Here is a 25,332-nt window from a genome sequence, read left to right as displayed (position 1 = left end):
ATATAATCAGAAAATTTTAAATTTTAATCAAGTATCTTCGGCTAAGATAATAAATAAACAACAAAATGCTTTTGCTTTATAATTTTGGTATCGCGCTTTACAGGGTGATTATATTCATCGCTTCTTTCTTTAACCAGAAGGCTAAATTATTTTGGAAAGGCAGAGAAAACATCTTTAATTTTATCGAAACCAAAGTAGATGGAAAACAGAAACATATCTGGTTCCATTTTGCTTCTCTGGGTGAATTTGAACAGGGAAGGACTGTTTTAGAACAGCTAAAAAAGAGCTATCCTGCTCATCAAATCATCGTTACTTTCTTTTCACCTTCTGGCTATGAAATCCGTAAGAATTATGCGCTGGCAGCTGGTGTTTTTTATCTGCCTCTGGATACTAAAAAGAATGCAAAACAGTTTATAGACCTGATTCAGCCTGAAATTGCAATTTTCACGAAGTATGAGTTTTGGTACCATTATTTTCAATTGCTCCGGGAAAGAAAAGTGCCGCTCCTTATTATTTCCGGAATCTTCAGACCTGAACAGTTATTTTTTAAATGGTATGGTGGTTTTTACCGCAGTATGCTTGATTGTGTAACTCACTTTTTTGTACAGAATACAGAAAGTGTGGAGTTACTGAGCGGATTAAATTATGACAATGTAAGTTTGAGCGGTGATACGCGCTTTGACAGGGTAGCGGAAAATGTGATAACGGTTAAGCCTTTACCCTTAATTGAAAAGTTTTGCGGGCAGGCGGCTGTTTTTATTGCGGGTAGTACCTGGCCTCAGGATGAGCAATTGGTAGTGCCTTTACTAGCTGCTAATCCAAAGTGGAAATTCATTATTGCGCCGCATGAAATTGGTGCTGCACATATTGAACAGCTGATCAGACTGATTCCTGGAGCGCTGCGTTATACTCAATTGAACGATGAGCTTCCTCAAACAGACAGTCAGGTGATGATAATTGATAATATTGGTTTACTTTCTTCAATTTACCAATATGGGAAGATCGTTTATATTGGGGGTGGCTTTGGTGTAAGTATACACAATACGCTGGAAGCCGCGGCTTTTGGTTTGCCGGTGATCTTTGGGCCTAGATACGATAAGTTTCAGGAGGCAAAAGATTTACTTGTTCTAAATGCGGCGATTACCATCAAATCGGCAGAGGAACTTTCTGCAGCTTTTGAAAAGCTGCAGAAAGATACAAATGCTGGACCTGCGGCGAAAAAATATGTGCAGGATAAAACGGGTTCGACCAAACAGATTTTAAGCTATCTGGAACAATATATTTAGTTGGAGTGATGTTCTTTAACCATTTTCACTAAGGCCGCAATCCATTGGGGATGATCGTTCAGGCTGGAAACCAACTGTACTTCTTCTCCTCCCAATTTTTTGAATTCTTCACCATATTCAACTGTTACTTCATAAAGTGTCTCCAGACAATCTGCAACGAAAGCCGGGCAGAATACCAATAATCTTTTTTTGCCTTTTGCAGCTAGTTCTTTAAGGGTATCAGAAGTGTAAGGTTGTACCCATGGTTCTTTTCCTAACCTGGATTGAAAACATACGGAGTATTGTGTAGCCGGGATATTCAGTTCGGCAGCAATCAGCCTTGCGGTATCATGGCATTGTGCGGAATAACAGAATTTATTCACATCTGTTAATGTAGCGCAGCAATCAGCACTTTTAAGACAGTGCTGGCCGGAGTGATCGCATTTTTTAAGCTGACGTTCTGGTAAGCCGTGGAAACTAAATAAGATCTGATCGTAAGTTTCTGGCTGATATTTTTTCGCATTGTCAGCAAACGTACTGATCATCATTTCGTTATCATGGAAAGAGTTCACGAAAGATACTGGTGGAATAGTTTGCCATTTACCAACAATCTCCATTACTTTCTGGATTACTGATCCTGTACTTGCTGAAGCATATTGAGGAAATAAAGGAATAACCTGGATACTTTCTACCAATCCTGCTTTCATTCTTTCCAGTGCAGCTTCAATAGAAGGGCTCTGATAGCGCATAGCCAGCTCGACATGGTATGCTGAGCCCAGTTGTTCCTGGACTAATGCAGCTTGTATTTTACTGTAATACAAAAGGGGTGAGCCATTTTCATCCCAGATTTCTTTATAAAGTTTAGCAGTTTTCGGACTACGGAAAGGGACTATAATCCCTTTAACCAACAGTGTCCTGCTTAATGTACTGATGTCAATTACGCGCTCATCCATCAAAAACTGATCAAGATATTTACGCACATCTTTTACTTCCGGACTATCCGGAGTTCCCAAATTCACTAATAATACACCCTTTTTTCCCATAGTTTATGTAAAGAAACAACTCAGATATTAACCGGAGCTGATTGCTGCAGCAAATATACAGTATGCTTGATTTGCCTTAGAACGGCTTTTGAATAATTACTTTTTAATGATGAACAATATTTTAGTTAAAAAGACTCTAATCTGGCTTTGACCTGCTCCATTAACCACATCGGTGTAGAGGTTGCTCCGCAAATACCAATTTTGTCGTTTACACTAAACCAGCTCATGTCCAGCTCCTCTATATTGGAGATGAAATAAGAGTGTTCATTGTATTTTTTACAGACATCATAAAGGACTTTTCCATTAGATGATTTTTTACCGGATACAAAAATTATCCTGTCATAGTTCACTACAAAATTCTCCAGGTCTTCGTAACGGTTAGAAACTTGTCTGCAAATCGTATCATTTGCTTTCACTTCATATCCGCGGCTTAATAGCTGCTCTTTGATGTGATAGAATTTATCTGTGCTTTTTGTGGTCTGACTGTAAAGGGTAAATTTGCCGGGTAAGTCTACGTTGTCAAGTTCGGCAAGATCTTGGAAAACAATAGCGTTACCATCTGTTTGTCCTTGTAATCCAATTACTTCTGCATGACCATGTTTTCCAAAGATTAAGATCTGTTCTTTATCATCATAGGAATTTTTAATCCTGTTTTGCAGTTTTAAAACCACAGGGCAGGAAGCATCAATTAAAATCAGGTTATTTTCCAGTGCCAGCTGATAGGTAGAAGGCGCCTCTCCATGAGCTCTGATGAGTACTTTTTCATCGTGCAGCTGCTGTAATTGTTCGTGGTCAATAATACGCAGGCCTTTATCGGTTAAACGTCTTACTTCTTCATCGTTATGCACAATATCACCAAGGCAGTATAAATAATCTTCTTCAGCTAAAATATCTTCAGCCATTTCTATAGCATATACTACCCCGAAACAGAATCCTGAGGCTTTATCTATGGTAACGGCCAAATCGTATTTCATATTCTTTATTTTCAATTGATACTACAAAATTACGCAAAAAGAGTTTCATATCCATACTAGTTATTTTTTGCGCGGCAGAAAGATCCTGACCAAAATTGCCTGCAGTAAAGAGATGACCAGGAAAAACATTTGAACGGGATGAAGCAAAATGTTCCAGACAGCGTTTTGTCCGGATAGGAAAGAAATCATAATCCTGCTCAGAAAAATGAGTCCTACCGGAAGAATAAATAACCTGTAATCATAATCAGCGAGGATATAAAGTGGGCCTCCTATAATTAATAACAGGTATAAAAGGGCCACAAAGCTATTGTTCCCAAAGTTCCTTAACAAACGCTGACCGGTTTTTTGAATTAAATCGTTTTGGTATTCAGACACGTAGCTATAAATCAGTTTATTTCCGACCAGAGTTTCCGCTTTAAATTTTTCTTGTTTAACGGCTTTAACGATTTCAAGGGCTTCGGGTATCTCTCCTTTCATCCGGCGGTGCCATTCGTATTTTTTATAGGTAGCGGCATCAAAGAACATACATTGGTTTGTTCCTGCAGAAAAGACAGGACTGGAAAAAAGACGGATGAGCCGTAGTGGGATTAAATTCAGGAGTACAAAATTATTTAACGGCAGCAAACAATAATTGAAGAATCCACTGATGGATTGCGTAGGAATGATATTTAGAAGTGTGAGGTTAAAAACCTTGGTTCGATAGATCAGGCTATTGATCAATCCATCACAAATAATAGTATGGGTACCTAAAAACAGAAAATATTCACCGGTTGCTTCATCTTCCACTGCACCGGTTTTCTGTTTACTGAGGTTAAAACGACGGTCGGCTGCACAGAAATTAGTCAGCTCTGCTGATTGTGCTGCATTTTCATTGCACTGGATAATTACTTCTATAGCGTCATAGTCTTGTAATTGGATGGTTTGGAGCAGTTCCAGTAAAACTGCTGTATCGGGTGTAGCTTCAATGAGTATGGAAACTTTGTTATCGAAGTGCCTGCCGTAAACTCCCAATTTAGGGTTAGACAGGAAATTAAACACAGTTACGGAGAACCGAAGGACAAGAAAGATAAGAATGACATAGATTAAGGTAAGAATAAGCATATTAGCTTAAATAAACACCATCCTCCTGCCCTGCTACGTCAAGAACGACATCTACATGCTCTTTTAATACAGTGGCCATCTGCAGACCTACGAAATCGGTTGCTACCGGGTATATTTTATGACTTCTGTCCACCAGTACAACGGTGCGGATCTTTTTATGCGGAGTATTCAGGAATACACCAAAGCCATAAGCAAGGGTTTTACCACTGTTCAATACATCGTCAACAAGAATGATCACTTTATTTTTCACTTTAGCTGGTTCCACGTCTGTGGTTGCTTTGAGGCAACTGTTCTCTTTTTCCAGATCAATCCTAAGCATAGTTACAGTCAGGTCAGAGATTTCCTGTAAAACTGTTTTCAGTCTCAGTGCAAGTTTATATCCTCTGTCCCATATGCCTGCAAGTACGATTTCCTTCTCATTTAAATTATCCTCCAGGATTTGATAAGCCATACGGTTAATTTTCTGTTGAATTTGTTTTTTATCTAGAATAAGTAATTGTGAATCGGCCATCTAAATTGTGATTGTTTATGGGATAAAAAGAAGGATTTATTAGCTCAACCAAATATCAGAAAAATAATTTCAAAATAATGCAACGTTTATGAGGTCTGTGTGTCTAATTTAGATAAACTAATAAAACCAAGATGATGAAATCGAATTTTTTACTCAAATCAACATTGCTTTTACTGATCACTGCTACATTCAGTGCGTTTACTTTAAAGGCTCAAAATACTAAAAACGTAGCCTTAAATAATGTTTCCGGGGTAAGTGTCCATGCAGGAATTGATTTATTTATTACACAGGGCAATACAGAATCTGCTAAAATCGTAGCCAGTAGTAATTTTATCGATGAAGTCGTGATCGAAAATAACGGAGGAAATGTAAGAGTGAGCTGGAAAGATAATCAGGGTTCAAGGTTTTTGAAAAATAAAAGCGCTAAGGTGTATATTACTTATAAAAAGTTGAATAGTATAGCTGCAAGCAGTGGAAGTTCTTTAAAGACTGAAAATACTTTAAAGACTGATGCTTTAGATGCGAAGGTTTCTTCTGGTGCGAGTATGTCTGCGAGTATCGTTTGTAAGGATCTTCAGATAAAATCAAGCAGCGGGGCATCCTCTTCTTTTTCCGGAACAGCGTCCAATCTGGATGTTAAAGCAAGTTCTGGCGCTAATGTGAGCGCTTTAGAACTAAAAACTGACTATGCAAATGCGGCGGCCAGTTCTGGTGGAGATATTGAAATCAATGTGTCAAAAGCATTGGAAACTACTTCAAGCAGTGGTGGTAGTATCAATTATAAAGGAGGGGCAAGTTTAAAAAACAACTCTTCCAGAAGTGGCAATGTGAACAGGATAAATTAATTTTTGAGTTTTTAAAAGCAAAACCCCTGACCTATTGCCATTGGTCAGGGGTTTTTTATTACTTTTTATAAGGGTAGAATATGAAATTGGCCCCTTCTGGAACAATTACAAATACACACATAAAGTCTTCTGGTTTTTTATAATTCTTCAGGAAAAGTTCTTTAAGCTCAGGTTTGATAATCCCTTTTTCAATAAATTCTTCTACCATCGAAGCTTGAATATTCCAATTGGTATTCAGTTCTTCTTTGTTTAAAATCATCTCCCCTATGGATACTGTATGCTGGTGTGCAACAAATATCGGATTCTGAGATACTCCTTCAGCAATAATCTCCAACGCAATTTCTCTGATAGACTCTGCATAAAGTTCCAGATCTTTTTCCAGGCTAACCAATGGGCTTACCTTTTTTTCAGTTTTCCCTTCTTCAGGCTGTTGAGGCAATAACTCTTCTATATCCATCTGTGCTAATTTATTTGATTAGATTTAATAAAACAACGTTTTCTACGTGCTGTGTATGCGGAAACATGTCAACCGGTTTAATACGGCTTACTTCATATTTCTCTTTCAATAAAGCCAGATCTCTTGCCTGTGTGGCTGCATTACAGCTTACATAAACAATTTTCTCTGCTTCCATTTCTAATAATCTTTCAACTACATCGGTATGCATTCCTGCGCGTGGCGGGTCAGTAATTACAACATCTGGTTTACCGTGCGCTGCAATAAAGTCTGTGGTCAGGATATCTTTCATGTCACCAGCATAGAAAACAGTGTTTTCGATGCCATTCAATTCTGAGTTGAATTTAGCATCTTCTATAGCTGTGGGAACGTATTCTACTCCGATAACTTGTTTTACGCTGCCTGCGATAAAGTTAGCGATGGTCCCTGCCCCTGTATAAAGGTCGTATACCAATTCATCGCCTTTAAAGCCTGCGAATTCTTTAGTGATTTTATAAAGTTCGTGTGCTTGAAGTGAGTTGGTCTGATAAAATGATTTTGCCCCGATCTTAAATTTAAGCCCGTTCATTTCTTCAAAGATATAGTCTCTTCCTGCATAGGTGATCACATCCTGATCAAATATAGTATCGTTCTTTTTTTGGTTAAGGATGTAAAGCAAGGAAGTTATTTCAGGAAAACTAACTTTAAGGTGCTCCATTAATCCGTTCACCTGCGCTGGTTCTGCATAAGCAAAAACAACTACAACCATGACTTCTCCTGTAGAAGAGGTACGGATGATCAGGTTTCTCAGGCTTCCTTCGTGGTTACGCAGGTCGTAAAAGCTCAATTCATTTTTAAGTGCATAGGCTCTTACCTCATTTCTTAGCTTGTTTGATGGTTCTGCCTGCAGATAGCAATGCTGAATGTCAAGAATTTTATCAAAACGCAAGGGAACGTGGAAACCGAGTGCATTCATTTCCAGATCTTCGCGATCGGTCATATCCTGGGCGTTTAACCAGCGTTTGTTGGAAAAAGTATATTCTAGTTTATTACGGTAGTATTTGTTTTCAGCAGAACCTAAAATCGGCTCCATTGAAGAAGTATCTACTTTTGCAAGACGCTGTAGTGCTGCTTCAACATTCTTTTGTTTAAAGTGCAGTTGTGCGTCATATTGCATGTGCTGCCATTTGCAGCCTCCACAAGTACCAAAATGTTCACAGAACGGATCTGTCCGCATGTCTGAAGCGGTATGCAGTGTTTCAATTACTGCTTCTGCAAAATTCTTTTTCTTTTTTACGATTTTGACATCAACGATATCACCTGGTACGGCTTTATCTACAAACACAACTAATTCATCTGCTTTGGCTACTCCTTTGCCTTCTTCAGCAATATCAATTATACTTAAATTGGGCAGGATTGTAACCGTTCCAGCTTTTCTATTTCTACTCATTCTGCTGCAAAGCTAAAACTTGTATTTAACAGTTCCTATTTTTTTTAGCTTCCTGAATAGTAAGATGATAAAATTACAACGGATAATCAGGGCACAAGGATTTTATCTGGATATACTTATACCCATCAGTGTGGTGAAATTGACTGGTCAGCTCCCAATTCCGAAAACCTTCAGGATAATCCCCAAAAGGCCTCCGTCAAGGTTAAAGCTGACATCAAATTTCTCTTCTACCAGGATCGAAATCTCTAAAACCTCTTTGCTCATTATAAATGACGTTACAAAGTAAATATAGAGGTTTATATACCGAAAACCAAATTGGTATACTAGTTTGATATTAACAAATTATAAACAATTTATACGCTGGCTCTAAAGTGCTGCTTTAACCAGAAAGGGCAGCATTTCTTTTTGGAAGCTGACAAAGTTCTTACGAACATCTGAGTCACTTACAGAGGTAAAGGCGAAAGAGAAGACAATACTTTTACTTGCTTTCAATAAAAATGCAAGTCCTTCTCTTCTGGATGGATTATTTTTGAAATGGTCCAGGCCAAGGTAAGCGGAAAGCAGTAGCGATTCCAATTGGTCTGAAAGGTGTTTGAGGAATTCTTGTGAATTGGCATTTTCCCTGACAAAGTCCCACCCTATAAATTCGTTGCAAACGGTATAGGTGAGCCTGCAGGTTTTCATGACCAATGCTTTCAGGTGTTCTTCTTCATCAACAAACTGGGCTTTGTTTTTTAATATTTCATGCAAATTAAGGTCAAGATAATCCATCAGAATAGCATCTAATACTTGTTCCTTGCTTTCAAAATATTTATAAATGGTTGCTTTGGCGATTCTCGCCTTTTTTGCAATCTCATTTACACTGGTCTTGTGATACCCGTATTTCCTGAATAGTTCTTTGGCAGCTCTAATGATGCTCTCTTTAATTTTTTCTGGTTCCATCAATTAGTGACTCGGTAACTGTTATTTCCTGAAATGGTTATATTATATGTTCTCAATGCAGTTTTAGCTGGTGCTTTTGTTGGGGTACCATCTATCAGTGAGTATTTCGCCCCTGAACATGGGTCAACTACATTGTATGGGTTTTCTATAGTCACCGCACACCTGTTTTCCGGGTTTACGGTGCTGCAACGGTCATAAGCTTTGTAGCTGTATCCCCCACTACCATCCAGACTCACATTATAGGCAATAATCACCCCTGCAACCCCACCATTAATTAAAATTGCGCCTTTCGCTTTCAGATCTGATAATTGTGCGGGGTTAAAAAACCCGATAATATCAACACCTGCATTAGGTATCATATTCGTTTGTTTCCCACACGCGGAAAATAAAAAAAACACGAAAAGAAGGCCTGCAATTTTGCTCATAGATGGGTTTAAATCAACGAAGTTTTAAATTGTTTCAGGAAACGCTGATCGTTTTCTGAGAATAGGCGTAAGTCTTTGATCTCAAATTTTAAGTTCGCAATACGTTCGATACCCATACCAAATGCGAAACCGCTATATTTTTTACTGTCAATACCACAGTTTTCCAATACATTCGGATCTACCATACCACAACCCAATATTTCTACCCAGCCGCTATATTTGCACAATTGACAACCTGCCCCTTTACAAATGGTACAAGAAATATCCATCTCTGCAGAAGGTTCTGTGAATGGGAAATAAGAAGGACGGAAACGTACTTTAGTACCTTCACCGTATAGTTCCTGTACAAAATAGAACAAGGTTTGCTTTAAATCTGCGAATGATACATTCTCATCTACATACAGTCCTTCTACCTGGTGGAAAAAACAATGTGCTCTTGCAGAGATTGCTTCATTACGGTAAACACGTCCTGGCATTAAAGCTCTGAAAGGCGGTTTCCCAGCTTCCATCATTCTTACCTGTACAGAAGAAGTATGTGTTCTTAAGGCGATATCTCCATGCGCTCCGCCTTTTTTGATAAAAAAGGTATCCTGCATATCTCTTGCCGGGTGTTCTTCAGGAAAGTTTAAGGCAGAAAAGTTATGCCAGTCATCTTCTATTTCAGGCCCTTCTGCCACAACAAATCCAAGTCTGCTGAAAATGTCAACAATCTCTCTTCTGACTAAAGCCAGCGGGTGACGGGCACCTACCTCAAAGCCTGCACCAGGAAGTGTCAAATCCAGACCAGCATCTTTTCTGGTCAGTTCTGTAGCGTCTTGTTCTTTAAGTGTCTGATATTTTGCTTCTGCAAGTTGTTTGAACTCGTTTAGTACCTTTCCAAGCGTTCTCTTTTCTTCAGGAGATACAGCCTTAAATTCATCAAAAATATCTTTTATAATTCCTTTAGTTCCAAGGAATTTTATTCTGAACTGTTCTAATTCGTCAGCATTTTCCGTAGAAAAAGCATTTATTTCCGTAGTATATTCTGTAATCTTAGCTTGCAACATAATGCCAAATATACAGCTATTTCATTAATATCTTAATAACCGGCAAATGCGAATTATTTTTGACGTTAAAACAAGAAACCGCCATTCCCTGAACAGAAATGGCGGCTGGTCTTTAGTTTATATAGAATAGCCTAAGAGATTACTTTCAATTCTTTACCTACTTTAATAAAAGCTGCAATTGCTTTGTCTAAATGGTGTTGTTCATGTCCGGCAGAAAGCTGTACTCTGATACGCGCTTTACCCTGAGGAACAACAGGATAGTAGAATCCGATTACATAAATGCCTTCTTCCAGCATTTTTGCCGCAAATTCTTGTGCTAGTTTAGCATCGTATAGCATCACTGGCACAATTGGGTGAATACCTTCTTTGATATCAAACCCTGCTGCTGTCATTTTCTGACGGAAATAAAGTGTATTGTGCTCTAATTTATCTCTTAGTGCTGTACTTTCATTTAACAGATCCAATACCGCAACTGAAGCACCTGCAATTGCAGGAGCCAGTGTATTAGAGAATAAATATGGTCTTGAACGCTGACGAAGCATATCAATAATTTCTTTTTTCCCCGCTGTAAAACCTCCGGAAGCACCGCCTAGTGCTTTACCTAAAGTACCTGTAATAATATCTATTCTATCGATTACACCGCAGTGTTCATGAGTCCCTCTTCCTGTTTTACCCATAAATCCGGAACAGTGAGATTCATCAATCATCACAAGCGCTTCATATTTATCAGCTAAATCACAGATCTTATCTAATTGTGCAATAGTACCATCCATAGAGAATGCACCGTCTGTAACAATAATACGGTGACGGCAGGAAGCTGCTGCTTTTAACTGCTCTTCCAGGTCTGCCATATCACTGTGTTTATAACGGAAACGTTTTGCTTTACATAAACGCACACCGTCAATGATAGAGGCATGGTTCAGTTCGTCAGAGATAATTGCATCCTGATCGTTAAACAAAGGTTCAAACACTCCTCCATTGGCATCAAAAGCTGCTGCATATAGTATAGTATCTTCGGTACCTAAGAATTCAGATAGTTTTTGTTCTAATTCTTTATGTACATCCTGAGTTCCACAGATAAAACGGACAGAAGACATTCCATAACCATATTTATCAATTGCAGCTTTCGCAGCAGCAGTTACTCTTGGATCTGAAGACAATCCCAGGTAGTTATTAGCGCAAAAATTCACCACTTCCTGACCAGTACTTACTTTGATATCAGCTCCCTGAGGTGTGATGATTACTCTTTCCCGTTTGTATAACCCGTCTTTTTCTATTTGTTCTAATTCCTGTTGAAGAACAGGTTGCAGTGTTTTATACATATATGCTAGTTATTTGATGCTTCCAAAGTTATAAAAATATCAATTTAGAAGCCGTTTAATTTTAGTCTCTTCCAGGTTCAGTATTAAAACTTGAAATTAACCACGGCATAATTGCTGTTTCAGGGATAAAAGGACAACAATGTTTAAATAATAATTCAGGGAGCATACTTTAAAAGGATTTTATTTCTTATTTTGCAATAAATTATAAAGTAATGATAATTTAACTTACCTTTATAATCTGCATTAAATTAACAATTAACTTTCCCCATTAGATAAATGACCGATAATCAAAGAAAACATTTCGGAGCCAGATTGAAAGAAATCCGGTTGGCGAAGAAAATGACGCTTCAGGAATTCTATAGCCCGATAGCTAAACATGTAAACAACTTCTCGCCTATAGAAAACGGGTCCAGAATGATTGGTAAAAGGCTCGCAGAGGATGTGATCAAACACTATCATATCAATGAAAGCTGGCTAGCCACTGGTGTTGGAAAAATATACTCAATAGATGAGTTGCTCAGAGAAACGAACAAGCTGAATACTGAACCTGAAGAAGGTGTCCCTTTTATTAATGTTAATCCTTCCGATTTTTCATCCGAAGAGCTTAATTTTTTAAAGGAAAAGCCAGAGTATTATGTAAACTTCCGCCCCTTTAATGACTGTGATGCCTATTTACCAGTTTATGGGGATAGTATGGTCCCAAAATATTCGAGCGGAGAAATAATTGCTATCCGGGAAGTCGTGAACAAAGACATTATCCAATGGGGAGAGGCTTATTTAATTATGGCTGATGAAAGCGCCAATAATATTACGACTGTAAAATTGCTGTTTGAGCATACTACGCCAGGTAAAATTATCTTGCGTGCTGCAAATGCCGATTATAAAGGTGATACCATTCTGGATAAACAGGCTATTAACCGGTTATTCATTGTCAAAGGAAAGATAACCAGGAATCAGCTGTAGGGTACGATTTGGGACTTCGACTGGTTATGGGACAATTGTCCCTCCAGTCTCCGAAGAGAATTATTGTATCTTTGTCTGTATATTTTAAACTAAAAAAGGCTTTATGTCAATCACATCAGCAGATGAATTATTAGGAATGCAACGTGTAAGTGATGCTGTTGCAAATACGCTTAAACAAATGCGTGAATTCGCTCAGCCGGGTATCTCCACGAAAGAACTGGATGAGTTCGGCGGAAAAATATTAGCAGGTTATGGTGCGAAGTCTGCTCCTAAATTAACTTACGGATTTCCTGGGTGGACTTGTATTAGTATTAACAATGAAGCTGCTCACGGCATCCCGTCTGAAGAAAAAATACTTGCGAATGGTGACCTGATCAATATAGATGTATCTGCTGAACTTGATGGATTCTGGGCTGACAATGGAGGTTCTTTTGTATTAGGAGAAGATATAAATAACCATCAGCCTTTAGTGGATGCTTCTAAAGATATTCTTTATAAAGCAATCAGCAAGATCAGAGGTGGTGTTAAAATTGCGGATATTGGCAGGTTAATAGAAACTGAGGCAAGAAAACATGGTTTTACTGTGATCCGTAATTTAGCTGGTCATGGTGTTGGCCGTAGTTTGCATGAAGCACCGGATTGCATTTTGAACTGTTATGATAAATACAATACGCAAAGGTTTAAGAAAAACTCAACGGTTGCTATAGAAACTTTTATTGCTACAACGTCAAACATGGCAGTTGAACAGGCAGACGGCTGGACATTGAAAGGAAATAAAGGTGGTTTTGTTGCACAACATGAGCATACGATATTAGTAACAGATGGAGTTCCTGAAATTCTGACCAGCGCTAATAAAATATAATCACAATACTCAGTCTTTAGACATGTAGGGATGTATTCTTTAAGGATACATCCCTTTTTTTGTGATTTCCAGTAAAATTAATTACATTAATTGTACTAAAAGCTTATAGTAATGAAACATTTAGTCACTTATCTCTTAACCACATTAACATTAGTTTCCTGTCACAGTGCAGCTCATAAAAATATGGTATTAAAGAATAATGAAGATCTTATAAGGGTTTATTTTGATCATTTCAATAAACATGACTGGACAAAAATGGCTGGTATGTATGCTGAAACTGCTGAGTTCAAAGATCCTTCTTTAGGAAATGGGATTGTAAAACAAAAAAGGGAACAGACTATAAAGAAGTATAATGAGTTGAGTGAGCAGTTTCCAGATGTTAAGGATAGTATAGTCAATATTTATCCTTCAGGAGATAAAAATGTAATTGTAGAATTTGTTTCTACCGGAACAGCGCCTGATAATTCTAAATTTGAATTACCTATTTGTACCATCTTTACTATTGAGAATGGATTGATCACAAAGGATTTCACTTATTATGATAATTTCCAGGAATAGTAAGCTAAATAAACTCATTTAGAAAAGGTAGCTGCTATTTTAAATTATTGTAGGATATAGCAGGAAAATTAGGTATTAGTCTGGAAGAGAAATAAAACAAGAAAGGGATGTTCCATCCAGACACATCCCTTTTCTAACCAAATATAAACCTGTATGAACGGGTTTCGTACTTGGATACCATTTAAAGGCACTTATTAGCTATTCAATAGACGTATAGGGATGAGTTCGGGGATAAATGAAGATCATTTATCATGAAAGCCACCAATTCTAAAACCAAATCAACTAAGTTCTTCTTAGCAAATTCTAATGGCATTGAGATTTACCTAAATGTTCCGGGTAAGGATGCAAAGGAACAGAAGTACTATCTGGATTATAACCACAACGGACAAAAGAAGTACTACGGTAAGGGAAGCGTTAAAACTAAATCCATCGAGTTCTTTAATAGCTTAGAAATATCAGAGAAAATAAAGCAATCTGAGATTGAAGCTTCATTAACTGAGATTTTCAAACAAGATATATTGCTAATAACTCATGAATTGCAAAATGAGGCAGCAGTTTCAACTGTATCCATGAGAAGTAATGTAAGAGAAGCGATTGAAGCTTTCTTTCTTTATAAGACACTACAGAACAAAGAAGGTACGGTTGATAAGGTCAGCCTTTGCGGGTACAAGCATCACAGTAATAAATTACTTAAATACTTTAGTATAGACAGATATAAAAGAATATGTCTAAGCGATCTAAGTACTGATTTATGGCTCAATTACAGAATTGACCTTTTAAATAACACCTATAACACAAGTACCAAAAAGCTCATTAATGCCTCAGTAAATCAGCACTTCCAATATGTTACACAATTTTACGGCTGGTTAATGGATTATAATGAGTTTCCGATTAAGAACCATCTGAAGAAACTAAAGAAGTTAAACTCAGCAAGACAGGATAAACGATTCAAAGTTATACCAGATAATCTTTTCAATGAGTTCTATCATCTACTTGAATTTAAAGAGAAGTATACATTTACCCGACTTTACCTGAGCGGATTGCTATTATATGAAAATAACATTAGGCTTGCCGAACAGGTCTTGATTCAAGTTGGAAATATAGATTTTGAATATGGTACATTGAAGATTATCAATAAGAAGAATGACAGCCTTCGTACCGTAATACTCTCTTCTAAAGCCCAAGAGCTGATCACAATAATAAGGAATAACACAATAAAATACGGGCTGACAATTAATAAGGAAATGTATTTATATGGTGGGCATAATATCTTCAAACTAGGTAAACCACATCGAAATAAAGAGTTAGCTACCCTGATGCGCAGATTCCGCAAGCTTTACCCACAATTCAACGATATAAAACTATATGAAAACAAACACACCTCAATCACAAATCAGTTTAATGCAGGCGTGGATCACTATCTGATAAAAGAAAGAGCCAATCATAGCAGTATCTCGACCACAGAGATTTATTTACAAACAAAAAGGATAGTGAAGCCTTACGAGCTTAAAACTATGGAGAGAGATCTAAATGAGGTGTAACCTCATTATAATTAAAGCGGAATGGATTGAAATCTGTTCCGTTTTTTTGTTTAAGACAATCTAGTATTTTTGTTGATGATCCATTCTAATCTGAACGTAAAAGAAATATCAGTCGAAGCCAGTTTAAAAACAATAATAAAGCACCATGCAGCATCTAAAATTTTCATCAATATAGGATCTCCAGAAAAATATATTAAGTGTATTAAAATTTATATTTTACCTGTTAATGAGTCCACAATTTTTCCAGCTTATGCTTATAATACTATAGTTGACAAAACTTTTCCACAATCTGCAGATAAGTCTATACATCAAAATAATATTCTTGCTATGGTTCAAAATCTTATTGAACTAGAATGGAACTTTGTCATGGAGTCACGACAGCGAATAGAACTGTCAGCATCAAGCGAAAATATAAATATGTCTGATAATGCCCTATATATACTAAACGATCTGAACAGGCTTTTGGAAATCAAAAAAAAGTTCATTTTAGGTACTGAAATTAGGATCAATCCAAAGTTGACCTCTACTGTCGAGAATAAGAAACCTAAGCTAATTACGGATGTGCAGATTTTAGTAGATGGAAATCAGCAGGAGAAGAGACAGATCATAGATCTTCTAATCACAAATCGCATCCAAGAACTGAGCAGTCCGCATTTCTCTTTTTTATCTGTCCAATTATCAATAAGTCAGAAACTTACACAGAGAAAAGTCAGAAACTTGATTAATAGCGTAACATTCCACCAGTCTATAGAGGATTTAACCCACTTGTTCAAGAAGCGCGTGTGCAATTTAGTTTGGCATTATATGCGTACTGAAATGGGTTGGAAAGGTAAAAAAAAGACTCTTGACGAAAACCAGGGAGAGTTCATTTATACAATACTTTTACTTTTCAATTTGATGAGACCTGAGGATTTAATTAGACACCATAGTCCTAGAAATAAGGCAAATTACATTTGGTCCTTCTTTAAAACAGATCCGAAATACAAGGATGTAAAATTTCCAGAAATAATCTTTAAAGAGTTTACACCTGAAATCCATCTTATTAAACGCCACTTAAAAAGAAAAAAACAAATCTTGAGTGGCAAAAATTAGAGAACATGATTTGCTGTTAGTGATGTGAACGATATTGTTCGGATTACTAAAATAAACAAATCATGGATCAAACTCCAATTAATGCTGCTGCTATAGACAGCGAAGATCAATCTGTACTGAACCAATTCTTTTCGGAAACAAATGATAAAGGATATTTCACGAAGGCTGAATTTATGGAATATACCAATCGATTATCCTGTTCAGAGAGGGAAAGTTTAAAGCGTGTATTTGAGCTTACCAGTAAGTCTTACAAATTGACCCACTTGTCATCTTACAGTTCGGATGCTGATTCCATTGAGTGCGGAAGAATAAAATGTAAATTCAAACTTCCAAATGCGAAAGTCAAAATTCACTTGCTGTATCACCATGACATGTATCACTTCTTACTTTGTTATCAAGAGAATATTCATCAAGGTTGGTGGCCTTTAGAGGATCTGATCTCTATATTGACTTTTGATGCCTCATAAGTTAAAGATGTTTTAGCATGACTGTTACGGGTGCACACGTGAATTGTCAATTGTAAAATACCAAAAGTAAACTCAATTAATTATTTAACCACAAAAAATCACGACACAGATCGTGCAGGGATTCTTATGCCCTAAAATTATAACATTCCAGATGATTAAGACAAAAATAGGAGTCGGTAAAACCGATATCAACATTATGGCAAATAAACATTCAATAGTAATTGAACCAAGCATACCTGTACAACCCACAAACAACAAAAGAATGAAAGACCAAGATTTAAAAAACAGCAGTATTATAGATTTCATTGTATCAGAACAAAGGAAGAAAAAAAATGAGCTAAATGCCATAGTTGAAGAGAACAAGACAGTGATTGACAATCAAACTTTCTTCATTGAAAATTTTGATTTTGGAATTGTGACGAAATCAGAATTCTTAAAGTTTATTGGCGATGACAAGCCTGCACTACGTGAGTTCCAAGGATTTATTCAAATGATGAAAGAGAACAGGAAAATAAACCATAACCTACCTTATGCTTCAAAGGATGGTAACGAATATTATTATCTGAAAATTCAAGGTTCTAATGGAGATTTGAATATCAAAATCAAGTCGCTGCCGTGGATAGATCATTTACTTCACGGATATGCCTTTAACAAATATAATGTCAACCTCGACATTGAAGGGCTCTATACTGAGGCTACAAAATTAGCTGAATAGCTATTTTTTGGGAGAGAAATCTTCTCTCCCATTTTTCTAAACTTTTATTTCCAAACCACAACAGCAAAAATTGCTGATAGGCATACCAATGCCCTAATTTTTAAACAATGAAAACCAAGATTATAACCATCAGTAAAGGACAATATCTAAGCGATATTTTGACAGAATTACCAACCAACTCAATTATATTGAAAACAGCTACGGGTATAGGAGCTACAACGCTTGAACTTTTTTGTGAAAGACATTCCATTATTATTGAACCAAATGTGCCTGTGATCAAAGGTAAAAAAGGTAAAGGCATACTGGGCATTTTTGAAGGCATTGACGTGCCTATGATTATGGACTATTTGAGAAATGATAGTATTAAGTTTAAAAAAATCCTCGTAACTCCAGAATCATTCTGCAAGGTATTAGAAGCCGCCAATAATTTAAACATTAATTTATACTCGGACTATTTCCTGCTTTTTGACGAATGTGACCGGACAATGAAGGATGTCAACTACAGATACACTATCATCAAACCTATGCAGAACTTCTTCTCCTTCGAAAATAAGGCATATATTTCTGCAACAGCAGTAATCCCATCCGACCCACGCTTCGAAGAACATAAGTTTCAAAACATTATAATCAAGCCTGATTATGATTATCAAAAGGGATTGGAGTTAATAGTAACTAATAACATCTCTCAGACCTTAAAAAATGTTGTCGAAAGCTTAGAATCTGAGCGTATCTGTATATTTTACAATTCACTCCAAGGGATTGTTAGTACAATCAACGACTTAGGTATAGCCGACCAGACTAGCATCTACTGCTCCAGCAACAAGGGAAGTGAACTATCAATTAATGGGATCAACGGAGTATATGATAATCTAACAGAAGAATTTCCTAAACATAATTTTTTTACAAGCAGATTTAATGCGGCTGTGGATATAGAAATGGATATTCAACCCGTGGTAATCATGGTAACTAATCTTCATATTGCACACCATACTATGATTGATCCGAAAAGTGACGCAATTCAAATCGTTGGCCGATTCAGAAATGGGGTTGACCGTATAATTGCTATCTCAAATTTTGACTCTACTCTAAAAACAAAAGATGAGAATGAGGCTATAAGTTACCTTGAGGGATGCGAGGAAACCTATAATGTAATTAAAGCATTACACCAGTCAGCAACTAATCCAGGAGCAGAAGCAACATTAGCAGAAGCTCTGCTTTTAGTCAAATATTCTGACTTCGTTAATGAGGATGGAACAAAAAATCATTTTATGTATGATAATTTTTTTTACGAGGAAGCTGTTAAAGCATTGTATCTAAACCATAAGACACTTTTTGAAGCTTATAAGACGATGCACTTTTTACCCACTCTGAGGATGGAAACTCATTTGCTTTCAGACGCTGATTTGAAACCAAATAAATATGGCTTATCGATAAGAGAACTGACGAGTCAGCTTATTGATGCATTAAATAAGTTGGAACAAGAAGATGATATGAAATTTGTGATTGATAACAAACAAGATGTAATCAACCAACTTGAAAGGAACTTTCCAGATATAGTCAGAGGATACTATGAATTAGGGGCAGAACAATTATACAAAAACAGCTATTCCAAGAAACAGTTGAAAACCGCAGTACGTGAGAAACGCGAGGCCGTGCAAAAATCGAACTTCGGTTTTATTCAATCTTTACACAATAGCTTTGAAGATGGATTTGAAGCTACCACTAAAATTATTATCAATAAACTTGAGTTGGCAATTAAAAAGCATGATCTCGACCTAAATCCGAGCCTGATTTTATTAAAAGATTTTTTCCATCTTGGACCTCGAAAGACAATTAAAGGTGGAAAAGAGCAGAAAGGATATAAGATTATTGGGTCTAAATTTAATAGAGAAATAGGACAGAATTTATAAAGGTTTAACCCTTTTTTCTACTGTCCTAAAGTTCTTCCTTAAACAGAAGAACTTTTTTTATTTATTATAATCTACCAAAAATATTTTTTAAATAATTTTTGAGGCATATTCTCTCAGATCCTCTATCATCGAAGACCCCTTCGAGATCTGGATGGGAAATGATTACCTATTAGAAAAGACAAACCTCAGTTAAGAACAAGGCACGTCAATCAGACTGCATCTTTTCTTTTATAATAGATAAAACTCACCCGAAGAGAATCCTAAAACCACTCGATAGACGTACGCGACAATTTCATTCCATTGAAATACGCAGGTCTAATCCATCCATTTTCCTTCCCGCAATACAACATATATAAACCAGTAATAATTCATTAAACCCAATTAAAAGCAAGCTCTGAAATCTCAGGGCATTATATCGTTATGTCTAAAAAAACACAGCCAGTAACAAAATTAGAAACCCTTAAAACCCTAAATGAAATGACAATAATTGCACCAAGCGAAGAAACAGTTCTCACACAGAACTTAGAATTAAGAAATGAAAATGTTGAAAAAGCATATCACAACATTGTTAAGCACACTAAAGAACTATTAACAGCATTTGAAACGCTGAAATACCGGATTTCTGTGACTGTTGATCATACGCAATCAGGAAAGGAAACCAAACTTATAAATGAATGGCTATGCTTCTTTTATAACTATACGCTTACAATGAACAGATTTGGATACAAGATGATTTACGTATCCTATGATGAAGATGCACTAACACGTTTTGGTGATAAGCTATTCAACAGAATGCTAAGGATTGTATTTAGATGTACTAATCTGGAATCCTCAGATATTAATATTGAGAATTGCATTAGAATAGATCATTCCGCTACTGATATTCAGCCATTCTTTATTAGCAGGTTATTCAATCAGGAAAAGGATTATGTGACTGTGACAACAGAAGAAAGAGTTCCTTCTTAAACGCAAATTATAATATGGACTTTGAGGAGTCTTTATTCACTGGATGTTCAGGGAGGAAGTCTTTCGGTGAGCAGTTAAATATAACTGCCAACTTATCAATATGGTCAAGATTATATTTAGCAGGAAATTTATTGCTCTCTACTTGTCCAATGAACCCATTAGAAACTCCTAATCTAAATGCGAGCTCTGATTGTGAGAAGTTTGCTTCCTCTCTGAGAGCTTTTACCTTTTTAATTGCGAACAACTCTATTTCTGATTTTATAGTTGATTTAGACACGCCACTAATCACGAAATTATATTAACAGCAATTACTTAGTTATATCTAAGTAATTGCTAATTTTACAACACTCAAAACTCGATTATGATTAGAAACAAAATGTTAATTGTCCTTATGCTGCTAAGCATCAATATTGTTTACGCTTGTAAACAGACAGAGAAATCCTTTAGAGAAAAACAAGAAGAGCTAATGGAAGGTAAAACAGATCAAGAGCTCATTCAAGAGATTTATAATAAGCCTAAGAATTATAAAATCGTTGATATTAGGACTCAAAGCGGTATTAGAGAAGATATTCCTGGAGGGTTAGGTCTAAAAGAAGGCGGTGTATTACAGGTGATGTTTTATGAAGGCCGAATCTATATTGAAAGGTTTGGTGCATTTTCGGGAAGCTACGAGAGACAGTATTATTCAGATACTAATGGGATTACGAAAGTAACGTTCGAAGGCGAAGGAAATCTTAATGATAAATTATGGACAGGCGGGCCACGCATAAATCCACAGTGGCTAAGCTCACAAATCACAGTGACACAATCATATGAAGCACAAAGCAATTATGGGCAGCATCATTTGAAGGCTGCTTACATACTTAGACGATTATAAGACTTAAACAAGCAAATCATTTACCTTTTAAATAACCAATAATAGATAGTAATATATGAAAACAACGAACTTGTTAATGTTAATGGCGGTGCTTGCACTAAGCTCTTGTAAGAAGAGTGGTACTAATGAGCCTGAGAAAGTCTCTGGTAACTGTAAAATCGTATCAATTAAAGAAAATAATGATCCGGCTTCTACCTACAGTTACGATGCTACTGGTAAGATTTCCAAAGTAACCAACCTTTATGGTTATGGCAATGGAATATTTACATATCAAACAGATAGAGTCAACTTTACGGATACTAAAGGAACTGAAAATCAGTCATTCAATATTGATGCTGCTGGTCGTATTATATTAGATAAGTTTGATACCTATAAATACGATTCTGATGGCTATCTAATAGAAAAAGCTTACAGACCGAATCCAACGACATCTAACTTTATACTTTCCTATACCAATGGCAATTTAACGAAGGTTATTATTGATGGATTTGAAACAGTAAACATTACGTATTATGATGCCGAAGCGGTACAAAACCTATTAGGATATGAGAATGCTCTCCATAGCTCGCTAGTATTCAATGAGAGTACTTATTCAAACTTTAATATTGCTTTCCTTGGTAAAGGATCAAAGAATTTGGTTAAAAGTATTACCAAGCAGAGGACAATATCAGGAGTTACACAGAATTTTAATGATACTTATGTTTATAAAAAGGATACGGACGGTAAAATTGTATCATTGGAGATTACAAGGCAAGCAAGTGGCGGTTATTTTAACGGAGTGAATACTGTTAACTTCACTTACCAGTGCCAATAACGTTTAAGAACATATTGCAACACACCAAGATTAGAGCCGCATTTGTGGCTCTTTTCATTTAAACTTTTTACCTATAGTAATTGAGCAAGAGCCTTTGGAGGCATCAGATAACCTTCATACCACCTACTACACAAATGAGTGTAATTATTAGAAATGAAATGCTGAGTGCGATGATAATTAACCAATGGATAAAATTCATGCTTATTATAATATCTGTATATTGATATTAATTATTACTTTTAATAATCTACTCATAGAAACATAAATCAAATTATATGTCGTCATTTAAAGCTGTTTTAAAATTTGCAGATAACCCGGTTAAAGGGTATGACATTTTGCAATGCAATTATTCTTTCCGGCAACAAACTGATGATAAGGGAAGGCCAAGCTCTCCTGCATTAGGCGGAAACGTATTCATACAGATTACTACACCACCGGATGATTTTTTACTTAAATGGATGGTTGATAGTTATAAAAGACGCACAGGTTTGGTGACATTTATGAAGCTTGACGAAGAGAGTGCTTTTCAAAGAGTTGCTTTTGAGGACGCCTATTGTGTGGAATACCATACTAACTTTAATGCAGTTGGTTCATCAAGCATGGTTACTTCGATTGTATTGTCAGCTAAAAGACTTAAAGTAAATGGTATAGATCATAACAATGATTGGCCTGATTAATCCATTATGTTATGATAAATAAAGGAAAGATCATTTTTATAAATGGTCATTGGCAGAATAATTGGATTGGAAGGGTTGCGGGAGCAGATAGCGCTGGTAAGACCTATTGGAATGGTGGAGACTTTAACTCTTTCGCACGTGCAGCTCAACATTTTTTTGGACTAAATGAAAGAATAGATGAAGGATCTGTATGTTTGGACGGCTCAAGTATGGTCGTTCTTGATGAAGTTCTTGGTGGCAGAGCCGAACGAGCTTATGAGGAATATTCTACTTACGAATGGGCAGGAACCATGTATAAGAAGATAAGCGATAAATTCGGATATGGATTATCAGAAACCTCATTTCTACGGAACAAAATTGAAACTGGTGCAAGAAATGCTAAGAAATTGGCCACGCTAACACATGGAATGGACAAAACAAGACATTCCTTTTATATAGTTGGCCATAGTGAAGGCTGTGCATATGCAGCCGGGTTAGCTAAATTACTCTTAGAAAAAGGATGGAAGGTAACTTTTATTATATATTTATCATCATTTGATAGTGGCAACTTTGATAGCCCACAGGGAGTAAGAGCCTACCAATTAGGCTATACTGGTAAAGCTAGCGGAGATTGGGCAACTAATAATAATCCTGTACATGGTGGTGTTGAACGCATTGCCATTGCATATAAAGATTTTGGCGGGCTGGTTAACGATTTGTTTACTATGCACGGTGATACAAAAGGATCAGATGTTTGGAATGCTTTAGCTGATTTACGTACCTTAATGATAAAAACAGGCAGAGATTATGGATATAGTTGGCAAAGCCAGATTCCACAATCAACACCTAATCACACCGTCTTTGCGTGGTATAATGGAACTAAATTAGACTATAAACAATACATGGCAGAAGAAAACTCAAAAATTAATCAGTTTAATTATAAAAGTCAACACAAGTATTAAAGCTATGTTCTCAGACAAAACACTTAAAGAACTTGTTTACCCCACTTTGAGAGCAATACTCTTTGGTATATGTGTGCCAGTTTCATTTATATGCAACTTCTTTTATTTGGGCACATCTAAGCAATTCGACAAACTGATTAAAGAGAATCCTATGGATTACGTATTAGGGAAATTAGCTGTATTCTTATTCTTAATCGCACTCTTTTCTTTGTTACTTTTTATTATTGAAAAGATATGTAAGATTAAGGTGACTATTAAACCATACCTATGGTTGATGCTGATTCCATTCTGCTTCTTTCTGTTTACTCTTTCTGCATTGTTCTGATATTTAAGAATAATTTGAACAATACAACATTCCCAACATCATCCCTTCCACAGAAAAGCGGCTTAAGCCGTGAAAGGGATGGAGTGGTCATTCAGTTATATTATAAACTTCCTGCGGTGATATCAAACCTGTGGCAGTACAGACTATTCGTTCTATCATTCCTGTTGTGGATTAACAAAGCAAGTCGCAGGAAAATCGGTACTCCGCATCTATAAGCGGTGCATTAAGAATGCCAGATATGCCTTCGTTCATCTAGGATAAGTTTATCCTGGATTCACTCAGTTTAAATTATATCTGTCATACATGAATGCTTTCCGCAAACTTCATTGCTCCGTGATAGCTTCCTTCGCCTTCAAAATCTCCTTCGTTTCTCTCTGTTGATTTTAAATACCTCAGCCATCCTTTAGTATATGCTCACCACGCGTCGGCTAAAACATCGACTTCGTCTTGTGTCTACGACATAGCACGCAGTCATGCCTATGGCATTACCTCTGCGTACATTTTAACCTCAATTCGCTTGGTTAGGTGAGCTAAAATATATCGCTGTTTCCAAAGATTTAATTAAATTGCTTTATAAATGCTTACACAGTTATTATGCACAGACTTCCCATACTTCAATCTTTATTTGATGCTGCTTATGCAGATAAGAGATCCGCTAATCCAACGATTACAGTTTCACCTGTCTATTTTACGATCCTTCCCAACAATACCGTCAGAGAAAGCAAAAATAATGTTATGAGTATTACGGGCAATCCAGATTATCATGTCTGCTGTATTAAATATCCTTATCCCTCTTACGGTAAGACTTTTTATACAACAGAATTGTTCTGCTTCCTTAATAGAGCAGGAGACATTATTGAAGGAATTGGATTGAAGAATTGGCTGCTAATCGATATCAATTTCCGCGACGAAAATATTGTCAGCACGGCTACATTTCAACATATCGAGAAAAGCTTGCTTTATAAATATTCATATGTGGAGCTGCAATTCAAAAGTCGATACGCACTAACGCTTGCCGAATTATGGGAAATGCTTACAGAAATGGATAGTGCTTGCTCAACCGTGAAAGAAATGGAAATTTACACCTTCTATTTTCTACAGAAAAAAGAGAAACAAGCTCTCGAATTTACAGTTGATACATTTAAGATCCGATTAGCAAAAGAAGAAAATCTTATACATCAGCATCAAGATCTTCTAGCCAAAATAAAATCGTTAGCAAATGGTGTTTAATTGTCTGAAATTCGTGCTTTACAAATTACAGCAATAA

At 36.5% G+C, this 25,332-nt stretch carries 28 protein-coding genes; 16 read left to right on the top strand and 12 right to left on the bottom strand.

Annotation, left to right across the window (positions count from 1 at the left end; translation table 11 throughout):
- Nucleotides 1–65: 65 nt before the first annotated feature.
- Entirely contained in the window at nucleotides 66–1,286 is a 1,221-nt protein-coding gene (locus tag AY601_RS25160) for a 3-deoxy-D-manno-octulosonic acid transferase (RefSeq protein ID WP_068406923.1), read from the top strand.
- Here AY601_RS25160 and hemH read toward each other — a convergent pair.
- The 4 genes from hemH to AY601_RS25140 all read right to left on the bottom strand — a co-directional run bounded on the left by hemH (nucleotide 1,283) and on the right by AY601_RS25140 (nucleotide 4,894).
- Complete coding sequence (hemH, locus tag AY601_RS25155; RefSeq protein WP_068406918.1) at nucleotides 1,283–2,308, bottom strand: ferrochelatase; 1,026 nt, start codon at nucleotides 2,306–2,308, stop codon at nucleotides 1,283–1,285. The two genes, AY601_RS25160 and hemH, sit on opposite strands and share 4 nt — an antisense overlap.
- A gap of 125 nt (nucleotides 2,309–2,433) precedes the next feature.
- Nucleotides 2,434–3,282 carry a 4-hydroxy-3-methylbut-2-enyl diphosphate reductase gene (locus tag AY601_RS25150; protein ID WP_068406915.1) on the bottom strand — a complete coding sequence of 283 codons (849 nt, stop codon included), beginning with the start codon at nucleotides 3,280–3,282 and terminating at the stop codon, nucleotides 2,434–2,436.
- A 60-nt stretch (nucleotides 3,283–3,342) separates the two neighbouring features.
- Nucleotides 3,343–4,383 (bottom strand): hypothetical protein, encoded by a 1,041-nt coding sequence (locus AY601_RS25145; protein ID WP_068406912.1) that lies wholly within the window; start codon nucleotides 4,381–4,383, stop codon nucleotides 3,343–3,345.
- A gap of 1 nt (nucleotide 4,384) precedes the next feature.
- Nucleotides 4,385–4,894, bottom strand: coding sequence for a phosphoribosyltransferase family protein (locus AY601_RS25140; protein ID WP_068406910.1), 510 nt, complete (start codon nucleotides 4,892–4,894; stop codon nucleotides 4,385–4,387).
- Between the two features lie 131 nt (nucleotides 4,895–5,025).
- Here AY601_RS25140 and AY601_RS25135 point away from each other — a divergent pair, with 131 nt between their 5' ends.
- On the top strand, nucleotides 5,026–5,739 hold the full coding sequence (locus AY601_RS25135) for a head GIN domain-containing protein (protein ID WP_068406906.1): 714 nt from the start codon (nucleotides 5,026–5,028) through the stop codon (nucleotides 5,737–5,739).
- Nucleotides 5,740–5,797: 58 nt separating this feature from the next.
- Here the strand turns inward: AY601_RS25135 and AY601_RS25130 are convergent, their stop codons facing one another.
- The 7 genes from AY601_RS25130 to kbl all read right to left on the bottom strand — a co-directional run bounded on the left by AY601_RS25130 (nucleotide 5,798) and on the right by kbl (nucleotide 11,357).
- On the bottom strand, nucleotides 5,798–6,196 hold the full coding sequence (locus AY601_RS25130; protein WP_068406903.1) for a hypothetical protein: 399 nt from the start codon (nucleotides 6,194–6,196) through the stop codon (nucleotides 5,798–5,800).
- Nucleotides 6,197–6,206: 10 nt separating this feature from the next.
- Nucleotides 6,207–7,622 (bottom strand): 23S rRNA (uracil(1939)-C(5))-methyltransferase RlmD, encoded by a 1,416-nt coding sequence (gene rlmD / locus AY601_RS25125; protein WP_068406900.1) that lies wholly within the window; start codon nucleotides 7,620–7,622, stop codon nucleotides 6,207–6,209.
- A 147-nt stretch (nucleotides 7,623–7,769) separates the two neighbouring features.
- Entirely contained in the window at nucleotides 7,770–7,886 is a 117-nt protein-coding gene (locus AY601_RS25120) for a phenylalanyl-tRNA synthetase subunit alpha (RefSeq protein ID WP_068406897.1), read from the bottom strand.
- A 102-nt stretch (nucleotides 7,887–7,988) separates the two neighbouring features.
- Entirely contained in the window at nucleotides 7,989–8,564 is a 576-nt protein-coding gene (locus AY601_RS25115; protein WP_068406893.1) for a TetR/AcrR family transcriptional regulator, read from the bottom strand.
- The gene (locus AY601_RS25110) at nucleotides 8,564–8,923 is read right to left on the bottom strand and encodes a hypothetical protein (RefSeq protein WP_157288104.1); all 360 of its coding nucleotides are present in this window, start codon (nucleotides 8,921–8,923) and stop codon (nucleotides 8,564–8,566) included. The genes AY601_RS25115 and AY601_RS25110 overlap by 1 nt, the downstream gene beginning before the upstream one ends.
- A gap of 74 nt (nucleotides 8,924–8,997) precedes the next feature.
- Complete coding sequence (gene pheS / locus AY601_RS25105) at nucleotides 8,998–10,035, bottom strand: phenylalanine--tRNA ligase subunit alpha (RefSeq protein WP_068406887.1); 1,038 nt, start codon at nucleotides 10,033–10,035, stop codon at nucleotides 8,998–9,000.
- Nucleotides 10,036–10,166: 131 nt separating this feature from the next.
- On the bottom strand, nucleotides 10,167–11,357 hold the full coding sequence (kbl, locus tag AY601_RS25100) for a glycine C-acetyltransferase (protein ID WP_068406884.1): 1,191 nt from the start codon (nucleotides 11,355–11,357) through the stop codon (nucleotides 10,167–10,169).
- Nucleotides 11,358–11,633: 276 nt separating this feature from the next.
- Here kbl and AY601_RS25095 point away from each other — a divergent pair, with 276 nt between their 5' ends.
- The 9 genes from AY601_RS25095 (at nucleotide 11,634) to AY601_RS25055 (ending at nucleotide 20,431) form a co-directional block, all read left to right on the top strand.
- The gene (locus tag AY601_RS25095) at nucleotides 11,634–12,320 is read left to right on the top strand and encodes an XRE family transcriptional regulator (protein WP_068406881.1); all 687 of its coding nucleotides are present in this window, start codon (nucleotides 11,634–11,636) and stop codon (nucleotides 12,318–12,320) included.
- A gap of 103 nt (nucleotides 12,321–12,423) precedes the next feature.
- Complete coding sequence (map, locus tag AY601_RS25090; RefSeq protein ID WP_068406879.1) at nucleotides 12,424–13,182, top strand: type I methionyl aminopeptidase; 759 nt, start codon at nucleotides 12,424–12,426, stop codon at nucleotides 13,180–13,182.
- A gap of 111 nt (nucleotides 13,183–13,293) precedes the next feature.
- The gene (locus AY601_RS25085) at nucleotides 13,294–13,740 is read left to right on the top strand and encodes a nuclear transport factor 2 family protein (protein WP_068406876.1); all 447 of its coding nucleotides are present in this window, start codon (nucleotides 13,294–13,296) and stop codon (nucleotides 13,738–13,740) included.
- Between the two features lie 251 nt (nucleotides 13,741–13,991).
- On the top strand, nucleotides 13,992–15,281 hold the full coding sequence (locus tag AY601_RS25080) for a tyrosine-type recombinase/integrase (RefSeq protein WP_068406873.1): 1,290 nt from the start codon (nucleotides 13,992–13,994) through the stop codon (nucleotides 15,279–15,281).
- Nucleotides 15,282–15,356: 75 nt separating this feature from the next.
- Entirely contained in the window at nucleotides 15,357–16,373 is a 1,017-nt protein-coding gene (locus tag AY601_RS25075; RefSeq protein WP_068406870.1) for a hypothetical protein, read from the top strand.
- Nucleotides 16,374–16,435: 62 nt separating this feature from the next.
- A complete protein-coding gene (locus AY601_RS25070; RefSeq protein ID WP_068406867.1) occupies nucleotides 16,436–16,840 on the top strand; it encodes a hypothetical protein in 405 nt (134 codons plus the stop codon).
- Between the two features lie 151 nt (nucleotides 16,841–16,991).
- Nucleotides 16,992–17,555 (top strand): hypothetical protein, encoded by a 564-nt coding sequence (locus AY601_RS25065; RefSeq protein ID WP_068406864.1) that lies wholly within the window; start codon nucleotides 16,992–16,994, stop codon nucleotides 17,553–17,555.
- A gap of 107 nt (nucleotides 17,556–17,662) precedes the next feature.
- Nucleotides 17,663–19,465: a hypothetical protein gene (locus AY601_RS25060; protein ID WP_068406861.1), complete on the top strand. Its 1,803-nt coding sequence runs from the start codon at nucleotides 17,663–17,665 to the stop codon at nucleotides 19,463–19,465.
- 420 nt (nucleotides 19,466–19,885) lie between these two features.
- Nucleotides 19,886–20,431, top strand: a complete 546-nt coding sequence (locus AY601_RS25055) for a hypothetical protein (RefSeq protein WP_068406858.1) — start codon at nucleotides 19,886–19,888, stop codon at nucleotides 20,429–20,431.
- A gap of 7 nt (nucleotides 20,432–20,438) precedes the next feature.
- Here AY601_RS25055 and AY601_RS25050 read toward each other — a convergent pair whose 3' ends face one another.
- Nucleotides 20,439–20,708 carry a helix-turn-helix domain-containing protein gene (locus AY601_RS25050; RefSeq protein ID WP_232324668.1) on the bottom strand — a complete coding sequence of 90 codons (270 nt, stop codon included), beginning with the start codon at nucleotides 20,706–20,708 and terminating at the stop codon, nucleotides 20,439–20,441.
- Between the two features lie 84 nt (nucleotides 20,709–20,792).
- Here AY601_RS25050 and AY601_RS25045 point away from each other — a divergent pair, with 84 nt between their 5' ends.
- The 5 genes from AY601_RS25045 (at nucleotide 20,793) to AY601_RS25020 (ending at nucleotide 25,295) form a co-directional block, all read left to right on the top strand.
- Nucleotides 20,793–21,308, top strand: coding sequence for a hypothetical protein (locus AY601_RS25045; RefSeq protein WP_068406854.1), 516 nt, complete (start codon nucleotides 20,793–20,795; stop codon nucleotides 21,306–21,308).
- A 55-nt stretch (nucleotides 21,309–21,363) separates the two neighbouring features.
- On the top strand, nucleotides 21,364–22,122 hold the full coding sequence (locus AY601_RS25040) for a DUF4595 domain-containing protein (protein WP_068406851.1): 759 nt from the start codon (nucleotides 21,364–21,366) through the stop codon (nucleotides 22,120–22,122).
- A 275-nt stretch (nucleotides 22,123–22,397) separates the two neighbouring features.
- Nucleotides 22,398–22,799, top strand: a complete 402-nt coding sequence (gene tssD, locus AY601_RS25035) for a type VI secretion system tube protein TssD (RefSeq protein WP_068406848.1) — start codon at nucleotides 22,398–22,400, stop codon at nucleotides 22,797–22,799.
- An 11-nt stretch (nucleotides 22,800–22,810) separates the two neighbouring features.
- Nucleotides 22,811–23,740, top strand: coding sequence for a hypothetical protein (locus tag AY601_RS25030; protein WP_068406844.1), 930 nt, complete (start codon nucleotides 22,811–22,813; stop codon nucleotides 23,738–23,740).
- Nucleotides 23,741–24,659: 919 nt separating this feature from the next.
- Nucleotides 24,660–25,295: a hypothetical protein gene (locus AY601_RS25020; protein ID WP_068406838.1), complete on the top strand. Its 636-nt coding sequence runs from the start codon at nucleotides 24,660–24,662 to the stop codon at nucleotides 25,293–25,295.
- The last annotated feature ends 37 nt before the right edge of the window (nucleotides 25,296–25,332 follow it).

Source organism: Pedobacter cryoconitis, assembly GCF_001590605.1.
In the GTDB taxonomy this organism is placed as follows: domain Bacteria; phylum Bacteroidota; class Bacteroidia; order Sphingobacteriales; family Sphingobacteriaceae; genus Pedobacter; species Pedobacter cryoconitis_A.
The sequence above is the reverse complement of the archived record's forward strand: the minus strand, read 5'-3'. Positions and strand labels throughout refer to the sequence as shown.

Coding starts and splice junctions, on each gene's coding strand:
- AY601_RS25160 (WP_068406923.1), top strand. CDS start 66: ATGCTTTTGCTTTATAATTTTGGTATCGCGCTTTACAGGGTGATTATA.
- hemH (WP_068406918.1), bottom strand. CDS start 2,308: ATGGGAAAAAAGGGTGTATTATTAGTGAATTTGGGAACTCCGGATAGT.
- AY601_RS25150 (WP_068406915.1), bottom strand. CDS start 3,282: ATGAAATACGATTTGGCCGTTACCATAGATAAAGCCTCAGGATTCTGT.
- AY601_RS25145 (WP_068406912.1), bottom strand. CDS start 4,383: ATGCTTATTCTTACCTTAATCTATGTCATTCTTATCTTTCTTGTCCTT.
- AY601_RS25140 (WP_068406910.1), bottom strand. CDS start 4,894: ATGGCCGATTCACAATTACTTATTCTAGATAAAAAACAAATTCAACAG.
- AY601_RS25135 (WP_068406906.1), top strand. CDS start 5,026: ATGATGAAATCGAATTTTTTACTCAAATCAACATTGCTTTTACTGATC.
- AY601_RS25130 (WP_068406903.1), bottom strand. CDS start 6,196: ATGGATATAGAAGAGTTATTGCCTCAACAGCCTGAAGAAGGGAAAACT.
- rlmD (WP_068406900.1), bottom strand. CDS start 7,622: ATGAGTAGAAATAGAAAAGCTGGAACGGTTACAATCCTGCCCAATTTA.
- AY601_RS25120 (WP_068406897.1), bottom strand. CDS start 7,886: ATGAGCAAAGAGGTTTTAGAGATTTCGATCCTGGTAGAAGAGAAATTT.
- AY601_RS25115 (WP_068406893.1), bottom strand. CDS start 8,564: ATGGAACCAGAAAAAATTAAAGAGAGCATCATTAGAGCTGCCAAAGAA.
- AY601_RS25110 (WP_157288104.1), bottom strand. CDS start 8,923: ATGATACCTAATGCAGGTGTTGATATTATCGGGTTTTTTAACCCCGCA.
- pheS (WP_068406887.1), bottom strand. CDS start 10,035: ATGTTGCAAGCTAAGATTACAGAATATACTACGGAAATAAATGCTTTT.
- kbl (WP_068406884.1), bottom strand. CDS start 11,357: ATGTATAAAACACTGCAACCTGTTCTTCAACAGGAATTAGAACAAATA.
- AY601_RS25095 (WP_068406881.1), top strand. CDS start 11,634: ATGACCGATAATCAAAGAAAACATTTCGGAGCCAGATTGAAAGAAATC.
- map (WP_068406879.1), top strand. CDS start 12,424: ATGTCAATCACATCAGCAGATGAATTATTAGGAATGCAACGTGTAAGT.
- AY601_RS25085 (WP_068406876.1), top strand. CDS start 13,294: ATGAAACATTTAGTCACTTATCTCTTAACCACATTAACATTAGTTTCC.
- AY601_RS25080 (WP_068406873.1), top strand. CDS start 13,992: ATGAAAGCCACCAATTCTAAAACCAAATCAACTAAGTTCTTCTTAGCA.
- AY601_RS25075 (WP_068406870.1), top strand. CDS start 15,357: ATGATCCATTCTAATCTGAACGTAAAAGAAATATCAGTCGAAGCCAGT.
- AY601_RS25070 (WP_068406867.1), top strand. CDS start 16,436: ATGGATCAAACTCCAATTAATGCTGCTGCTATAGACAGCGAAGATCAA.
- AY601_RS25065 (WP_068406864.1), top strand. CDS start 16,992: ATGATTAAGACAAAAATAGGAGTCGGTAAAACCGATATCAACATTATG.
- AY601_RS25060 (WP_068406861.1), top strand. CDS start 17,663: ATGAAAACCAAGATTATAACCATCAGTAAAGGACAATATCTAAGCGAT.
- AY601_RS25055 (WP_068406858.1), top strand. CDS start 19,886: ATGTCTAAAAAAACACAGCCAGTAACAAAATTAGAAACCCTTAAAACC.
- AY601_RS25045 (WP_068406854.1), top strand. CDS start 20,793: ATGATTAGAAACAAAATGTTAATTGTCCTTATGCTGCTAAGCATCAAT.
- AY601_RS25040 (WP_068406851.1), top strand. CDS start 21,364: ATGAAAACAACGAACTTGTTAATGTTAATGGCGGTGCTTGCACTAAGC.
- tssD (WP_068406848.1), top strand. CDS start 22,398: ATGTCGTCATTTAAAGCTGTTTTAAAATTTGCAGATAACCCGGTTAAA.
- AY601_RS25030 (WP_068406844.1), top strand. CDS start 22,811: ATGATAAATAAAGGAAAGATCATTTTTATAAATGGTCATTGGCAGAAT.
- AY601_RS25020 (WP_068406838.1), top strand. CDS start 24,660: ATGCACAGACTTCCCATACTTCAATCTTTATTTGATGCTGCTTATGCA.